The 14,565-nt window shown below is 68.7% G+C and carries 18 protein-coding genes and 1 pseudogene; 10 read left to right on the top strand and 9 right to left on the bottom strand.

All coding sequences use genetic code 11. The features are described 5' to 3' along the window. Positions 1-110 precede the first annotated feature (110 nt). The 4 genes from ACYVO6_RS03870 (at position 111) to ACYVO6_RS03855 (ending at position 4,418) form a co-directional block, all read left to right on the top strand. A complete protein-coding gene (locus ACYVO6_RS03870; RefSeq protein WP_461057484.1) occupies positions 111-1,109 on the top strand; it encodes an ABC transporter permease in 999 nt (332 codons plus the stop codon). Then, positions 1,106-2,203: an ABC transporter ATP-binding protein gene (locus ACYVO6_RS03865; protein ID WP_461057209.1), complete on the top strand. Its 1,098-nt coding sequence runs from the start codon at positions 1,106-1,108 to the stop codon at positions 2,201-2,203. Before ACYVO6_RS03870 ends, ACYVO6_RS03865 begins: the two co-directional genes overlap by 4 nt. Before the next feature lie 23 nt (positions 2,204-2,226). Then, complete coding sequence (locus ACYVO6_RS03860) at positions 2,227-3,426, top strand: ABC transporter ATP-binding protein (protein WP_461057207.1); 1,200 nt, start codon at positions 2,227-2,229, stop codon at positions 3,424-3,426. Positions 3,427-3,569: 143 nt separating this feature from the next. Beyond that, a complete protein-coding gene (locus ACYVO6_RS03855; RefSeq protein WP_461057205.1) occupies positions 3,570-4,418 on the top strand; it encodes a thioesterase family protein in 849 nt (282 codons plus the stop codon). A gap of 87 nt (positions 4,419-4,505) precedes the next feature. Here ACYVO6_RS03855 and ACYVO6_RS03850 read toward each other — a convergent pair whose 3' ends face one another. Then, entirely contained in the window at positions 4,506-5,123 is a 618-nt protein-coding gene (locus ACYVO6_RS03850) for a TetR family transcriptional regulator (protein WP_461057203.1), read from the bottom strand. Between the two features lie 134 nt (positions 5,124-5,257). Here ACYVO6_RS03850 and ACYVO6_RS03845 point away from each other — a divergent pair, with 134 nt between their 5' ends. From ACYVO6_RS03845 to ACYVO6_RS03835, 3 genes are all read left to right on the top strand, one after another. Then, positions 5,258-5,422, top strand: a complete 165-nt coding sequence (locus ACYVO6_RS03845) for a hypothetical protein (protein ID WP_461057201.1) — start codon at positions 5,258-5,260, stop codon at positions 5,420-5,422. Between the two features lie 31 nt (positions 5,423-5,453). Continuing rightward, entirely contained in the window at positions 5,454-5,732 is a 279-nt protein-coding gene (locus tag ACYVO6_RS03840; protein ID WP_461057199.1) for a DUF4190 domain-containing protein, read from the top strand. Positions 5,733-5,851: 119 nt separating this feature from the next. Beyond that, entirely contained in the window at positions 5,852-7,021 is a 1,170-nt protein-coding gene (locus ACYVO6_RS03835; protein WP_461057197.1) for a cysteine desulfurase family protein, read from the top strand. A gap of 177 nt (positions 7,022-7,198) precedes the next feature. On the opposite strand, the gene ACYVO6_RS03830 is transcribed toward ACYVO6_RS03835, so the two are convergent. Next, positions 7,199-7,957 (bottom strand): N-acetylmuramoyl-L-alanine amidase, encoded by a 759-nt coding sequence (locus ACYVO6_RS03830; RefSeq protein ID WP_461057195.1) that lies wholly within the window; start codon positions 7,955-7,957, stop codon positions 7,199-7,201. Between the two features lie 60 nt (positions 7,958-8,017). Between ACYVO6_RS03830 and mnmA the strand changes: the two genes are divergently transcribed. Then, positions 8,018-9,142 (top strand): tRNA 2-thiouridine(34) synthase MnmA, encoded by a 1,125-nt coding sequence (mnmA, locus tag ACYVO6_RS03825; RefSeq protein ID WP_461057193.1) that lies wholly within the window; start codon positions 8,018-8,020, stop codon positions 9,140-9,142. A gap of 7 nt (positions 9,143-9,149) precedes the next feature. On the opposite strand, the gene ACYVO6_RS03820 is transcribed toward mnmA, so the two are convergent. Then, positions 9,150-9,263: a hypothetical protein gene (locus tag ACYVO6_RS03820; RefSeq protein ID WP_461057191.1), complete on the bottom strand. Its 114-nt coding sequence runs from the start codon at positions 9,261-9,263 to the stop codon at positions 9,150-9,152. 76 nt (positions 9,264-9,339) lie between these two features. After that, entirely contained in the window at positions 9,340-9,822 is a 483-nt protein-coding gene (locus ACYVO6_RS03815; protein WP_461057189.1) for a hypothetical protein, read from the bottom strand. Positions 9,823-10,422: 600 nt separating this feature from the next. Here ACYVO6_RS03815 and ACYVO6_RS03810 point away from each other — a divergent pair. Then, positions 10,423-11,388, top strand: a complete 966-nt coding sequence (locus ACYVO6_RS03810; RefSeq protein WP_461057187.1) for an alpha/beta hydrolase — start codon at positions 10,423-10,425, stop codon at positions 11,386-11,388. Positions 11,389-11,566: 178 nt separating this feature from the next. Here the strand turns inward: ACYVO6_RS03810 and ACYVO6_RS03805 are convergent, their stop codons facing one another. The 5 genes and pseudogenes from ACYVO6_RS03805 to ACYVO6_RS03785 form a co-directional block, all read right to left on the bottom strand. After that, entirely contained in the window at positions 11,567-12,055 is a 489-nt protein-coding gene (locus tag ACYVO6_RS03805) for a hypothetical protein (RefSeq protein WP_461057185.1), read from the bottom strand. Positions 12,056-12,088: 33 nt separating this feature from the next. Further along, positions 12,089-12,364 (bottom strand): alpha/beta hydrolase, encoded by a 276-nt coding sequence (locus ACYVO6_RS03800; protein WP_461057183.1) that lies wholly within the window; start codon positions 12,362-12,364, stop codon positions 12,089-12,091. Between the two features lie 28 nt (positions 12,365-12,392). Beyond that, the gene (locus tag ACYVO6_RS03795; protein WP_461057482.1) at positions 12,393-12,716 is read right to left on the bottom strand and encodes an alpha/beta fold hydrolase; all 324 of its coding nucleotides are present in this window, start codon (positions 12,714-12,716) and stop codon (positions 12,393-12,395) included. A 277-nt stretch (positions 12,717-12,993) separates the two neighbouring features. Next, positions 12,994-13,236, bottom strand: a pseudogene (locus ACYVO6_RS03790) (alpha/beta fold hydrolase); the annotation flags it as partial. Between the two features lie 45 nt (positions 13,237-13,281). After that, complete coding sequence (locus ACYVO6_RS03785) at positions 13,282-13,605, bottom strand: DUF427 domain-containing protein (RefSeq protein WP_461057181.1); 324 nt, start codon at positions 13,603-13,605, stop codon at positions 13,282-13,284. A 103-nt stretch (positions 13,606-13,708) separates the two neighbouring features. Between ACYVO6_RS03785 and ACYVO6_RS03780 the strand changes: the two genes are divergently transcribed. After that, positions 13,709-14,506 carry a class I SAM-dependent methyltransferase gene (locus ACYVO6_RS03780; protein ID WP_461057179.1) on the top strand — a complete coding sequence of 266 codons (798 nt, stop codon included), beginning with the start codon at positions 13,709-13,711 and terminating at the stop codon, positions 14,504-14,506. The last annotated feature ends 59 nt before the right edge of the window (positions 14,507-14,565 follow it).

Here is a 14,565-nt window from a genome sequence, read left to right as displayed (position 1 = left end):
CCGGCGCACCCGCCATACGGCACGAAAGGCAGGTGAAGGCCGGCGCGGCGTGACCCGTGGGCCACCGGAAGACCTCCGGTGGCCCACGGTCCGCCGCCGGGCCGAGAGCAGTGCTCGCTTACCTCACCAGGCGGCTCTTCGCCGCCGCAGTGATGCTGGTGGTCATCATCCTGGTGGTCTTCTGCATCTTCTTCCTCGTCCCCCGCTGGGCGGGCGTGGACCCGGCCACGATGTTCGTGGGCAAGCAGGCCGACCCCGGGGCCATCGAGGCGGTCCGCCAGAAGCTGGGCCTCGGCGACCCGATCCTCGCCCAGGTCTGGGAGTTCTTCAAAGGCCTCTTCGCCGGACGTACGTACGTCGGTGGCGGCGACGTCACGCAGTGCTCGGCGCCGTGCTTCGGCTACTCCTTCCGCAACGAGCAGGCCATCTGGCCGGTGCTCACCGACCGCTTCCCGGTCACCCTGGCCCTCGCGCTCGGCGCCGCCGTTCTGTGGCTGCTGTTCGGTGTCGCGGCGGGCGTGCTCTCCGCGCTCAAGCGCGGCTCCCTGTGGGACCGCGGCGCGATGGTCGTCGCCCTCGCCGGTGTCTCGCTCCCCATCTACTTCACCGGCCTGCTGTCGCTGGCGATCTTCAGCTACGGACTCGGCTGGCTCGACGCCCAGTACGTCCCCATCGAAGAGAGCGTCGGCGGCTGGTTCGGCGGCATGCTCCTGCCCTGGATCACGCTCGCCTTCCTTTACGCGGCGATGTACGCCCGGATCACCAGAGCCACGATGCTGGAGGTCATGGGCGAGGACTACATCCGCACCGCCCGCGCCAAGGGCCTGCGCGAGCCGGTCGTGATCGGCAAGCACGCCATGCGCTCCACCATGACGCCGATCCTCACCATGCTCGGCATGGACCTCGGCGCCCTGATCGGCGGCGCGATCCTCACCGAGACCACCTTCAGCCTTCCCGGCCTCGGACAGGCGGTCCTCAAGGCGATCAGCGACAAGGACCTGCCCGTCATCCTGGGCGTCACACTGATCACCTCGCTCGCGGTGATCGTCGCCAACCTCGTCGTGGACATTCTGTACGCCGTGATCGACCCCCGAGTGAGGCTCGCATGACCGAACTCAGCAAGACCGGGGCGGCGCTGAGCGAACCCGTGAAGGATTCGCCCGCCCCGTCCGCCTTCCTCGAAGTCCGCGACCTGAAGGTGCACTTCCCGACCGACGACGGCCTGGTCAAGTCCGTCGACGGGCTCAGCTTCACGCTGGAGAAGGGCAAGACCCTCGGCATCGTGGGCGAGTCCGGCTCCGGCAAGTCGGTGACCTCGCTGGGCATCATGGGCCTGCACACCACCGGCCAGTACGGCAAGCGCAAGGCGCAGATCTCCGGCGAGATCTGGCTGAACGGCACGGAACTGCTCACCGCCGACCCCGACCACGTACGCAAGCTGCGCGGCCGCGAGATGTCGATGATCTTCCAGGACCCGCTGTCGGCGCTGCACCCGTACTACACGATCGGCCACCAGATCGTGGAGGCGTACCGCATCCACCACGACGTCGACAAGAAGACCGCGCGGCGGCGCGCGATCGAGATGCTCGACCGGGTGGGCATTCCGCAGCCGGACAAGCGCGTCGACGGCTACCCGCACGAGTTCTCCGGCGGTATGCGCCAGCGCGCGATGATCGCGATGTCGCTGGTCAACAACCCCGAGCTGCTCATCGCGGACGAGCCGACGACCGCCCTGGACGTGACCGTCCAGGCGCAGATCCTCGACCTGATCCGGGATCTGCAGAAGGAGTTCGGCTCCGCGGTCATCATCATCACCCACGACCTGGGCGTCGTCGCCGAGCTCTCCGACGACATCCTGGTGATGTACGGCGGCCGCTGTGTCGAGCGGGGCCCGGCCGAGAAGGTCTTCTACGAGCCCCGGCACCCCTACACCTGGGGCCTGCTGGGCTCGATGCCGCGCCTGGACCGCGACCAGCAGGAGCGGCTCATCCCGGTCAAGGGCTCCCCGCCCTCGCTGATCAACATCCCGTCGGGCTGCGCCTTCAACCCGCGCTGCCCGTACGCGGACGTCCCCAAGGACAACGTCACCCGCACGGTCCGCCCCGAGCTGGCCGAGGTCGGCAGCCAGCACTGGGCCGCCTGCCATATGACGCAGGAGCAGCGGGAGCGTATCTGGACCGAAGAGATTGCGCCCAAGCTGTGAGTGAGAAACCCGAGGACGCGGCAGTGACCACATCCGCACAGAGCGACGGCGCGGGCCCGAAGACGGCCCCGGGCGCGACCCTCACCAAGGACGCCGCCCCCGGCGAGACCCTGCTGAAGGTGACCGGGCTCCAGAAGCACTTCCCGATCCGCAAGGGCCTGCTCCAGCGGCAGGTCGGCGCGGTGCGGGCGGTCGACGGCCTCGACTTCGAGGTCAAGTCGGGCGAGACCCTGGGCGTCGTCGGCGAGTCGGGCTGCGGCAAGTCGACGATGGGCCGACTGATCACGCGGCTGCTCGAACCGACCGCGGGCACCGTGGAGTTCGAGGGCAGGGACATCACGCACCTCGGGGTCAGCGGTATGCGCCCGATGCGCCGTGACGTCCAGATGATCTTCCAGGACCCGTACTCGTCGCTGAACCCGCGCCACACGATCGGCACCATCATCGGGGCCCCCTTCAAGCTCCAGGGCGTCACGCCCGAGGGCGGCATCAAGAAGGAGGTCCAGCGGCTGCTGGAGGTCGTCGGCCTCAACCCCGAGCACTACAACCGCTATCCGCACGAGTTCTCCGGCGGCCAGCGCCAGCGCATCGGCATCGCCCGCGCGCTCGCGCTCAACCCGAAGCTGGTCGTGGCGGACGAGCCGGTCTCCGCGCTGGACGTGTCGATCCAGGCGCAGGTCGTGAACCTGCTGGACGACCTCCAGCAGGAGCTGGGCCTGACATACGTGATCATCGCGCACGACCTGTCCGTCGTACGCCATGTCTCGGACCGTATCGCGGTGATGTACCTCGGCAAGATCGTCGAGCTCGCGGACCGCGACTCGCTCTACAAGGCGCCGATGCACCCGTACACCAAGGCGCTGATGTCGGCCGTGCCGATCCCGGACCCCCGGCGCCGGGCGGCGAAGAGCGAGCGCATCCTGCTCAAAGGCGATGTACCCTCGCCGATCTCGCCGCCGAGCGGCTGCCGCTTCCACACCCGGTGCTGGAAGGCCACGGAGATCTGCACCACCAAGGAGCCGCCGCTCCTTGAGCTGAAGCCCGGTCAGCAGGTGGCCTGCCACCACCCGGAGAACGCGGCGGACCAGGCACCGCAGGACACCGTGCTGCTGTCGGCGGCCAAGGAGGCGGTCGAACTGGTGCCGGACTCGGTGGTGTCGGCGGACGCGGCGCAGAAGGCTCGGGCGGAGGCGTCGGTCGAGGCGCCCAAGGACGCCAAGTAGTAGCCCACGCACGGGGAAACGGGAGAGCGCGTGTGCGCTCTCCCGTTTCCGTGTCAGTGGGCAGATGTGGTGAGTCGGGAGATGTCACGTGGCTGAAATCTCAAAAGCTACTGCTTAGTAATTTCCTGTTGTACCGTTCAGGCATGTCAGAAGCGACTCTCGTACAGGCAGCGATCGGCGACAGCGAATTCGACCGCGACACCGCGGTCACGCCGCGCACACCCGGCGTCTACGACATCGACCTGTCCGCCGGATGGACGATCATCAACGCCGTCAACGGCGGTTACTTGCTGGCCGTTCTGGGCCGCGCACTCGCGGACGCCCTGCCGCACGGCGACCCGTTCACCGTCTCCGCGCACTACCTGACGGCATCCGAGCCGGGTCCGGCAGTCGTCCGCACGGACGTCGTACGCACCGGCCGCACCCTGTCCACGGGCCAGGCGTCCCTCTTCCAGCACGACGACGAAGGCCGGGAGATCGAACGGATCCGCGTCCTCGCCTCCTACGGGGACTTGGACCAACTCCCCGACGACGTACGGACGTCGGCGAAACCGCCCGCGATTCCGCCGCTGGACCAGTGCTCCGGCCCCGCCGACGCTCCCGCTCCCGTCCCCGGCAGCTCCGCCATCACCGACCGGCTGATGCTCAAGCTCGACCCCTCCACCCTGGGCTGGGCCCTCGGATCGCCGTCCGGCAAGGGCGAGATGCGGGCCTGGTTCGGGCTCGCCGACGGCCGGGACGCCGACCCCTTCTCGCTGCTCCTCGCGGTCGACGCACTGCCGCCGACCGCCTTCGAGCTGGGCCTGTCCGGCTGGGTCCCGACCGTCGAACTGACCGTGCACATACGCTGCCGTCCGGCGCCGGGTCCGCTGCGGATCTCGATCACCACGCGCAACCTCGCCGGCGGTTTCCTGGAGGAGGACGCCGAGGTCTGGGACAGCGCGGACCGGCTGGTGGCGCAGTCGCGACAGCTCGCTCGGGTCAGACTCTGACCGGCTCCGACTGAGCAGGTAGGGCGACGGAAGGGCGTGTACGAGAGCTTCGTACGCGCCCTTCGTGCGCGTCCTTGTGCGGGGAGGTCACCCCAGCCAGTGCCGGCGGCCGATGCTGATCAGGCGCATGCGGCGGGTCGCCACCCGGATGACCTGTTCCTGTTCCTCGGGGGACGCGTCCAGGAGGTTGGAGGCGGTCATCAGCATCTGGTCGACGTACAGGCCCGCGAGCATCAGCAGGTCGTCGTCGCTCCAGCCCGCCGACTCCGGGTGCTGGGCGAGCGCGGTCTTCACCTCGTCGGTGAACCGGGCCAGTTGCTCCGCGATCGCGGCCCGGACCTTCTGGACCCCGCCGTTCCGTTCGCGGGCGATAAAGCGGATGTGTGCTGGGTACTCGCGCACATGACGGGCGATCAGCGCGATGGCGCGCTCGATACGTTCGTCGCCGTCGCCGGCCGCTGACACCGTGCCGGCGATCATCGCGTGCAGGCTGCCCAGCGCCTCCTCGACCAGGGCCACACCGAGATCCGCCGTCGAGGGGAAGTGCCGGTAGAAGGCGGTTGGGGCGACGCCCACGGCCCTGGTGACCTCACGCAGGCCCAGACTGCTGAGGCTCTGCTCCTCCAGCAGGGCCAGCGCGGCGTCCAGGAACGCCTGCCTCGTCTTCTGTTTCTGGGCCTGCCGGACGCCGAGGGTGTGACTCATGCCATGCAGTTAACAACTGTTCTCTGTGATTTGGAAAGTCAGGAACACGCTAGACTGACAAGTCAGTGAACAACTGTAACTACAAGCGTTCACCGATCATCGATCAGTACCCACGACACCACGAGAGGCATCCCATGCTGTTCCTCGTCGCGGCACTCCTGCTGCTGGGCGTCGTTCTGGGCACCGTGGCCCACGCGCCGCTCTCCTTCACCCTCGTCGCCGCCGCGGTCATCGGCGTCTGGCTGGCCGTCTTCGCGGCCCGCGAGCGCCACTCACGCCGCCGCGAGACCACCAACTGACCACGCCCCTACGCCTGTTGGGAGCAGACCCATGCAACTGACCACCGCCGCGCCCCAGCGCCGAGGCACCGTCCGTCGCGACGCCGACGGCATGGCCGTGGCGTCCTTCATCCTCGGCCTCGTGGGCCTCCTGGTCTTCAACATCTTTCTCGGCCCCATCGCCATCGTCCTGGCGTCGGTAGCCCTCCACCGCGACACCACGCGCCGCGGTCGCGCCTACTTGGGCCTGGGTCTCGGCATCGCCGACCTCCTGGTCCTCGCGGCCTTCATGTCGGCTGACAGCACCATGTCGTGGAGCCTCGGCGGCTGACGGAAGGTGTCGCGAGCCTGGTTGGCTGCGGGCAGAGCCTGGTCGGCCGCGGGCAGTCGTGCCGCTACCGCTCGGCCTGGCCGAGGCAGAAAACAGCGGGCTCTAGAATTGGGCCCACCATGGCATACCTCGACCACGCCGCGACCACCCCGATGCTCCCGGAGGCGGTCGAGGCAATGACCGCCCAGCTGAGCGCAACCGGCAACGCCTCCTCCCTGCACGCAGCAGGCCGCCGCGCGCGGCGAACCGTCGAGGAAGCCCGCGAAACCCTGGCGGCAGCCCTCGGCGCACGCCCCAGCGAGGTGGTCTTCACCTCCGGCGGCACCGAGGCCGACAACCTCGCCGTGAAGGGCCTGTACTGGTCCCGCCGAGACGCCGACCCGGCCCGCACCCGGGTCCTGGCCAGCCCCGTGGAGCACCACGCCGTCCTGGACGCCGTGCACTGGCTCGGCGAACACGAGGGCGCCACAGTCGAGTACCTCCCGGTCGACCCGTACGGCCGCGTCCACCCCGAAGCCCTGCGCGAGGCCATCGCCCGCAACCCCGACGATGTGGCGCTCGCCACGATCATGTGGGCGAACAACGAGATCGGCACGGTGCTGCCGGTCCGTGAACTGGCCGACGTCGCCGCCGAGTTCGACATCCCCCTGCACGCCGACGCCGTCCAGGCCTTCGGCCAGATCCCCGTCGACTTCGCCGACTCCGGGCTCGCCGCGATGTCCGTCTCCGGCCACAAGATCGGCGGCCCGTACGGCATCGGCGCGCTGCTCCTCGGCCGCGAGTACAGCCCCGTACCCGTCCTGCACGGCGGTGGTCAGGAGCGCCACGTCCGCTCCGGCACCCTGGATGTGCCCGCCGTCGCCGCGTTCGCCGTCGCCGGCCGGACTGCCGCCGAGCAGCGCGAGTGGTTCGCCCGCGAGATCGGCGCGCTGCGGGACGACCTGGTCGACGCCGTGCGCAAGGCCGTCCCCGACGCCATCCTCGGCGGCGACCCCTCCGGTGAGGGCCGACTGCCCGCGAACGCCCACTTCACGTTCCCCGGCTGCGAGGGCGACTCGCTGCTGCTGCTCCTGGACGCCCAGGGCATCGAGTGCTCCACGGGCTCGGCGTGCACGGCGGGCGTGGCCCAGCCCAGCCATGTCCTCCTCGCCACGGGCACCGACCCCGACCTGGCCCGCGGCACCCTCCGCTTCTCCCTCGGCCACACTTCCACGGAGGCGGACGTCGAAGCGGTGGCCCAGGCGATCGGCCCGGCGGTGGAGAGGGCACGGACGGCGGGGCTGAGTTAAGCGGGCTTGCCGAAGTCCGGTGCGGTACGCGCCCCTGAACAGGCCGCAGGCCTCTTCAGGGGCGCGGGGCTGTGACATTTGCGGCTCCGCCGCGGGGCGCGACCAGCCACGACGAACCCGCAGCCGTCAAACCACAGAACCAACCGAGCTCTCCGAACCGCACACCCAGCGGAGCGCTCACGCGCTTGCGCTGCGCGCCTCTCGTACCAGCCGCATGTACCGGTCCCAGTCCCAGCCGTCCCCGGGGTCCGTGTGGGTCGCCTCCGGGACCTCGACGTGGCCGATGATGTGCTTCCGGTCCACGGGTATCTTGTGGCGGGCGCAGACCCGGGCGGTCAGCTGTGCCGACGCGCGGTACATCGCGTCCGTGAAGTCTTCCGGACGGTCCACGAAGCCCTCGTGTTCGATGCCTATGCTCCGCTCGTTGTACGCCCTGTTCCCCGCGTGGTACGCCACGTCCAGCTCGCGGATCATCTGGGCGACGTGCCCGTCCTTGCGGAAGACGTAGTGCGCTGCCGCGCCATGGGCCGGATTCTGGAAGACCTTCACTGCCGAGTCGAAACTGCCCTGCGTGACATGAATGATGACCATGTCGATCGTGTAGTCGGCGGGCCGGTCCGCCATCCGCCAGTTTGCCGACGACGCGGCGACCCACTGGGCGCCCGAGAAGTCGACCTCTCCTTCTTTCCGCGGCTTGCGCATGCCGGGGACCTTCCACATGTCCCGGGCCATCTCCTCGCGCATGGCGCCGTCCTGCGCCAGTTGGTCCCAGCCCAGCACGGCCCCGCCCACGGCAGCCGCGGCCCCACCGACGATCAGCGCCCGCCGGCCGATGGGTCGCCCCGCCTCCTTGTCCCGGCGGTGTCTGCGAGGGGGCTCCTGAGGGGAGTCCGTCGCCCGCAGACCTGACCACTGATTCGTCCAGTCCTCTCCCATGAAAGGGCCAACGGATACCCGCGGGCTCCGGTTCCCGTGGACCCGTACCCTGGAAGCGTTATGACTGAGATCTCACAGCGCCCCCTCCGCGTACTCGCCGCCATGTCCGGCGGTGTGGACTCCGCCGTCGCCGCCGCCCGCGCCGCGGAAGCCGGGCACGACGTGACCGGTGTCCACCTCGCCCTCTCGGCGAACCCGCAATCGTTTCGCACGGGCGCGCGAGGCTGTTGCACCATCGAGGACTCGCGCGACGCCCGCCGCGCCGCGGACGTGATCGGCATCCCGTTCTACGTATGGGACCTCGCCGAGCGCTTCCGTGAGGACGTGGTCGAGGACTTCGTCGCCGAGTACGAGGCCGGGCGCACCCCGAACCCCTGCCTGCGCTGCAACGAGAAGATCAAGTTCGCGGCCCTGCTCGACAAGGCACTCGCCCTGGGCTTCGACGCCGTCTGCACCGGCCACTACGCCAAGGTGATCGTGAACGGCGACGGCACGCGCGAGCTGCACCGCGCCTCCGACATGGCCAAGGACCAGTCGTACGTCCTCGGAGTTCTCGACGACCGCCAGCTCGCGCACGCCCTCTTCCCGCTCGGCGACACGGTCACGACGAAGGACGAGATCCGCGCGGAGGCCGAGCGCCGGGGCCTGGCCGTCGCCAAGAAGCCGGACTCGCACGACATCTGCTTCATCGCCGACGGCGACACCCAGGGCTTCTTGGCGAACCGGTTGGGCAAGTCGGAGGGCGACATCGTCGACGAGTCCGGTGACAAGCTGGGCACGCACGAGGGCGCGTACGGCTTCACGATCGGCCAGCGCAAGGGGCTCCGCATCGGGACGCCCGCCCCCGACGGCAAGCCGCGCTACGTCCTCGACATCTCGCCGGTGAACAACACGGTGACGGTCGGCCCGGCGGCGTCTCTGGAGGTCTCTGCCCTGACGGCCATCAAGCCCCGCTGGTGCGGCGCGGCCCCGACCGGCCCCGGCACCTACACGGCCCAACTCCGCGCCCACGGAGGCGAGACGACGGTCACGGCCGAACTCGTCGACGACTCCTTGGAGGTCACCTTCGCCGAGCCCGTCCGCGGCGTCGCCCCCGGCCAGGCGATCGTGCTGTACGACGGCACGCGGGTGGTGGGCTCGGCGACGATCGCGACGACCAGGCGGGCGGCAGCCACGTCCGTCTGAGCGGTCATCAGGGTCGGCCGTGGCCCAACGTGCCCGCCTTCACGCTGCGTATCAGTGAGAGCAGCGCGGTGGGGCCTGTCGTCAGGACCTCATCCGGGATGTCGCTTTCTCGGAGTGCCACGCTGTTGTCGACGGCGGCAACTTCGACGCAGTTGTTGCCGCTCCACCGGCGCCATTCCCCTGGGACGGTGGCCTGTTCAGCGTCGCAGCATGCGGCGCCAAGGGCTGAGGGCAGTGGTCGCGGGTCCCCGGTGTTCGGTCCTGCCCTGGGCGATGAGGGAGATGCCGATGCCCAGCATCCAGACGTCCTTGGCCAGCGCGGTTCCCTGCTCAGTGGGGCGCAGACTGCCTTCCTGACGCATGCCCGGCGTATGCAGGTAAAGCCCGAGAGTGCCGCAAGAGAATGCGGTGAGCGCAGCCCCGGCGACAGTGGCAGGGATGACCGGCAGGAGCAGCGCGGTGGCAACGGCGATCTCCCCGGTGGAGAGCAGCCGGGTGAACTTCTGGGCGTCGAGCTTGCCCAGGAAGGGGTAGGTGGCGGTGGCGAACTGCTGGAGTTTCTGAGCGGTGTCCTGGTCGGCGTCGCGTTTTGACAGTCCGGAGTTGAGGAAGAACGCACCGACGGTGAGCCTGAGTGGCAGTTGCCGCGCTGCGGAACGCCATGCCGAATCGGATGCCACGCCGAGCCTCCCAACCCTCACCCCCGCCTACCACCATGCCACCGGTCCGAACCATGTCAAACGGGGAGCAGTTGCTGTCTGTGGCGCGTATCCGGACGGGTGGCAGCACCACAACCGCGCCTCCTGCACCTCCCAGACCACCCTGGCTCAGATCCAGCAGGGTGAGGTCGAGCAATCGCCGATGTCGTCACCGTCCATGATCACGCCCGGGGAGAACAAGCCCGCCGCGCTGCGGTCCTACCGATGGGCCACCGGACACCTCACCCCGCGGCAGGACGCGTCTGGGGCGAGGGCGAGGCGCTCGTACCGGTGGGCCGGCACCTGGCCAACCTCCGCCGCAAGTGCGGGTTCGGCAAGGAGCCGAGCGCGCGGAGACGCGGGCTGTGCAGCTGACGGCGATCAACCCGGACTAGAAATGCCCCTTTTGTGGGTGTTAGATAGGAAGCGTCGCGAACGTGGAGACGTGCCGCAACGGCGAGCAGTCACCAGGCCGCGATTGCCTGGTCAACGGGAAGATCCGGTGCGTGACCAGTTGTGCCGATATGTGCCGCGCGCTCTTGGCCAAGTCCATGTCTGAGCCTTCGCGTGAGGAGTACTGTCATGACTTCTGCTGGCCCGGTCGTCCTTGAGCCCGCGGCACAGGAGCTCGCCGACGCAACCTCGCACCATCCGTTCCTGTACGAGCTGGATCCGACCGCAGCGCGCAAGGTCCTCGACGACCTCCAGGCCGCACCGGTCGACAAGCTGCCGGTCGACGAGGAGTGGGTCACCGTACCGGCTGCCGTGGGCGATGTACGGGTACGCATCGTCAAGCCGCAGGGCGCCACCGGGACGCTGCCCGTCGTGTTGTACATGCACGGCGGCGGCTGGGTGCTGGGCAACGCCGGTACTCACGACCGGCTGGTGCGCGAGTTGGCGGTCGGTGCCCGTGCGGCAGTGGCCTTCGTGGAGTACACGCCGTCGCCCGAGGCGCACTACCCCGTGGCCATCGAGCAGGGCTACGCCACCGCGCAGTGGATCGTCCGCGAGGGGGCGTCCAAGGGGCTGGATGCAGAGCGCATGGCAGTGGCCGGGGAATCGGTCGGCGGGAACATGACCGCTGCACTCGCCCTCATGGCCAAGGAGCGCGGTGACGTCAAGTTCGTACAGCAGTCGATGTACTACCCGGTCACGGACGCGGACATGAACACCGATTCCTACGACCAGTTCGCCACCGGCTACTACCTGAGCCGCAAGCTGATGGAGTGGTTCTGGGACGCCTACACGACCGACCCGAACCAGCGCGCGGAGATCACCGCGTCTCCCAACCGCGCCGCCATCGAGCAGCTCTCCGGCCTGCCGCCCGCCCTGCTGATCGTCGACGAGGCCGACGTGCTGCGCGACGAGGGCGAGGCCTACGCCGCCAAGCTCCGAGCAGCCGGCGTCGAGGTAACCACGGTGCGCTACGACGGCACGGTCCACGACTTCATGCTGCTCAACTCGCTGAGTCAGACCAAAGCCGCTCGCGGAGCCATCGATCAGGCCACGGCGTTCCTGCGCAACGCCCTCGGAACCGGCCAGGCCTAGATGTTGCGGCCACCGAGGTCTTACGGTCGAAGGTCGGATCCGTAAGGAGCCGTCGGCCCGCTGCCTCGATGAGCGTGGTCGGGCTGCCGATATGGGTGAAGCGGACCTCGGTCATACGGTGGTCCCTTCCGGACGTCCGGGGGCGGACCAAGTGGGCCCGCCGCCCCGGACCTGTGACCTACCGGGCGTGCGAGGCGGCCCAGTCGAGGGCGTAGTCGGCGACCTCTTCCCAGCCGGGTGCTGCGGGCATCAGGTGCGGGCGGCCCGGGAACTCCTTGATCTCGGTGACTGTGTCCGATTTGTAGTGCCGGGCGTTGGACTGCTGCACCTTCGGCGGCATCAGATGGTCATTCTCGCCGGAGACGAACAGCAGCGGCGCGCGATCGTCATTGTGGTAGTCGACGTATGTGCTCTGGTGGCCGGGGCGCAGGGTGGCCAGGGCGCTGTCCCAGAAGATGCCGCCGGAGGCCGGAACGGCATAGCGCTCGTACAGCGCCCGGGACTCCTCCTCGGAGAGCGTGTTGGTGAAGGCGTAGTGCCACTGCTCGGCGTTCAGGCCGACCGCTCTGTGCCGGTTGGCCGGGTTCTTCAGCACTGGGAAGGCCGACTTGATCTGGGTCAGTGGCACCACGGCGACCCCCTCGGTGGGTGCGGAGTTGATCGCCACGCCCGCCGCGCCCAGACCGTCGTCGAGCAGGAGCTACACGAAGACGCCGCCGGCGGAGTGGCCGATCAGGATCGGCGGCTTGTCCAGGCTGCGGACCAGGGTCTCCAGGCTCTCGATGATCTGCGCGACGGTGACCTGTTCGATAGGTGTCGGGTCGGCGTTGAGCGACTCGACCTCCACCTCGAAGCCCGGGTAGGCGGGCGCGAGAACGCGGTAGCCGCGCTTTTCGTAGTGGGGGATCCAGTGCTCCCAGCTCCGGGGTGTGACCCAGAAGCCGTGGATCAGGACGATGGTGTCCGGAGTGCTCATTACTGCTCCTTCCGGAGGCTCCGTCGGATCAGCGGGTAGCGCGGTACGCGGCCTCGATCTGGCGGACCACGGCGTCCGGGCGGGACATCATCACGACGTGCGAGGCGCCCTTGACCTCGACGGTCGTGCTGCCGGCCCGCTTGGTCATGAAGCGCTGCAGGGCCGGCGGGATGACGTTGTCGGCGGTGGCGACGAGATACCACGACGGCACGCACTTCCAGGCAGGTGCGCCACTGGGGCCGCCCGACCCGCCCACGCTCATGATCAGCATCCACCTCTCTGGTCGCCCCGCCTCGCGCCACTGCAGGGCAGCTCTTCGCGCGTGAATCCTGTTGAAGGCGCCAACGAGCACTGTCAACCGAACGGATACCAGCCCTGCCTACGCCAAGCCGGGGACTGCTCGATGCGCCGGGGCGGTATTGGCGTGCAGTGGCGCAGGTGATGCCCACGACCCGGACGGTGCAGCGAGGGGCTCAAGGAGCACGGCGCTTACATGGGTCGCGGAACCAGCGAAGGCATCACGTTGCTGGAGGGCCGCGATCTCGATGGTCTTCCCGACATCATTATCTCGTGGTCGGCGGTGAGCTGCACGTTCCGGCGCAGTTGGTAGCCATATGGAAAATGTCGTAGTCGATGAGCGCCGCGATGTCCTCGACTTCCCGGGCCGCCGCGAAGGGAAGGGTGTCACCGCTGGCGCCACGGCCCCTGCGGTCGTACGCGACCGCACTGAAGCGGTCCGCGAGGAGAGCTGCCAGGGGCGCGTCCATGGCGCCCGTGGCCATGGCCCCGGTCACCAGGATGACCGTCGGGCCCTTACCGCTGACTTCGTACGCGACGGGGGTCTCGTCGCGCGAGATTGTCTTCTTGTCCATGCCTGTGTGGACTGCCGGACGGCCCGGAACTCATCGGCGCAACGGTCAGATGACTTCCACTTCGTAGAAGCAAAGGTGGTCCTTGATCTCCGCGACCTCCGGCTTTGGGTCGGGGTATGTCCAGACAAGGTCGGGGGCGCCGGGCAGCGACCAGTAGGATGCGTCGCCCTTGAAGGGGCAGTGGGTGTGAGTGTCCGAGGGTGTCAGCAATTCGGTGCGTACGTCCTCAATGGGCAGGTAGTAGCGTACGGGCAAGCCCGTTTCGCGCAGCAGCAGCGGGCGTGTGCTCTCCGCGAGCACCTGCCCGTCGTGCACCACGCGTACGTGCTCGGTGCCCTGCTCGATGGTGATGCGGTGGCCTGCGGTCATGGCTTTTCCGCCTCCTCGGGTAGCGGTCTCACCTGAAACAGCGCAGGCTGCTGTCGGGTTCTTCCCTGATTCCTTCCCTGGTTTCTTCCCGATGGAGGTCCTCTTGGTAGCCACGCGACTGACCCGCTACCGCAAAAGCCTTGCCCATCAGGTGACTTACGCGCTGCGGCACCCCGAGAAGGTGCCCCCGTACGCCCGCAGGGCCGCGCGTGACGCCTGGCTGCGGCTCAAACACCGCGACCACATCGCGTACTACCGGGCCGTGATGGCCTCCGACGCCGCGCGCAGTACGGAGGCGGCGGTGGGCCACAATCCGTCACGCGACCGGTGGGCACAGATCGGGCGGATGCAGTTCGACTACCTGGTGCGGCACGGGCTGAAGCCGGAGCACAGGATGCTGGAGATCGGCTGCGGGAACCTGCGCGCCGGGCGGCTGTTCATCGACTACCTGGAGAGCGGCCACTACTACGGGATCGACATCTCGCCGGACATCCTGATCGCGGCCCAGGACACCCTCGTACGGGAGGGCCTCCAGGGCAAATTGCCCCACCTGACGCTCACGGACGATCTGACCTTCGCCTTCCTGCCCGACGCGTACTTCGACGTGGTGCACGCCCACAGTGTGTTCTCGCATTCGCCGCCGGACGTCATCGAGCAGTGTCTCGCCCATGTGGGCCGCGTACTGGCGCCCGGCGGGTTCTTCGACTTCACCTTCGACCGGACCGAGGGCAGAGAACACCAGGTGCTGCACGAGGACTTCTACTACCGCACTGACACGCTCGTCGAACTGGCCGCGAAACACAGCCTTTCGGCCCGGTTCATGGACGACTGGGAGAAGCTGCCGCATGGTCAGTCGAAGCTCCGGGTGACCGCGATGTCAGAGGCGGCCCGTAGCGTATAAGCCATACTGCGTTTTCCCGGGGGCTGCTGACATCAGCGGCTCTGCCGCGGGCCCCCGGA

The organism is Streptomyces pseudoechinosporeus, assembly GCF_054783935.1.
Note: the sequence above shows the minus strand (reverse complement) of the source record. Positions and strands in the feature narration are given on the sequence as shown.

Coding starts and splice junctions, on each gene's coding strand:
- ACYVO6_RS03830 (WP_461057195.1), bottom strand. CDS start 7,957: ATGGGAGAGGACTGGACGAATCAGTGGTCAGGTCTGCGGGCGACGGAC.
- ACYVO6_RS03865 (WP_461057209.1), top strand. CDS start 1,106: ATGACCGAACTCAGCAAGACCGGGGCGGCGCTGAGCGAACCCGTGAAG.
- ACYVO6_RS03840 (WP_461057199.1), top strand. CDS start 5,454: ATGCAACTGACCACCGCCGCGCCCCAGCGCCGAGGCACCGTCCGTCGC.
- ACYVO6_RS03855 (WP_461057205.1), top strand. CDS start 3,570: ATGTCAGAAGCGACTCTCGTACAGGCAGCGATCGGCGACAGCGAATTC.
- ACYVO6_RS03810 (WP_461057187.1), top strand. CDS start 10,423: ATGACTTCTGCTGGCCCGGTCGTCCTTGAGCCCGCGGCACAGGAGCTC.
- ACYVO6_RS03845 (WP_461057201.1), top strand. CDS start 5,258: ATGCTGTTCCTCGTCGCGGCACTCCTGCTGCTGGGCGTCGTTCTGGGC.
- ACYVO6_RS03835 (WP_461057197.1), top strand. CDS start 5,852: ATGGCATACCTCGACCACGCCGCGACCACCCCGATGCTCCCGGAGGCG.
- ACYVO6_RS03785 (WP_461057181.1), bottom strand. CDS start 13,605: ATGACCGCAGGCCACCGCATCACCATCGAGCAGGGCACCGAGCACGTA.
- mnmA (WP_461057193.1), top strand. CDS start 8,018: ATGACTGAGATCTCACAGCGCCCCCTCCGCGTACTCGCCGCCATGTCC.
- ACYVO6_RS03850 (WP_461057203.1), bottom strand. CDS start 5,123: ATGAGTCACACCCTCGGCGTCCGGCAGGCCCAGAAACAGAAGACGAGG.
- ACYVO6_RS03800 (WP_461057183.1), bottom strand. CDS start 12,364: ATGAGCACTCCGGACACCATCGTCCTGATCCACGGCTTCTGGGTCACA.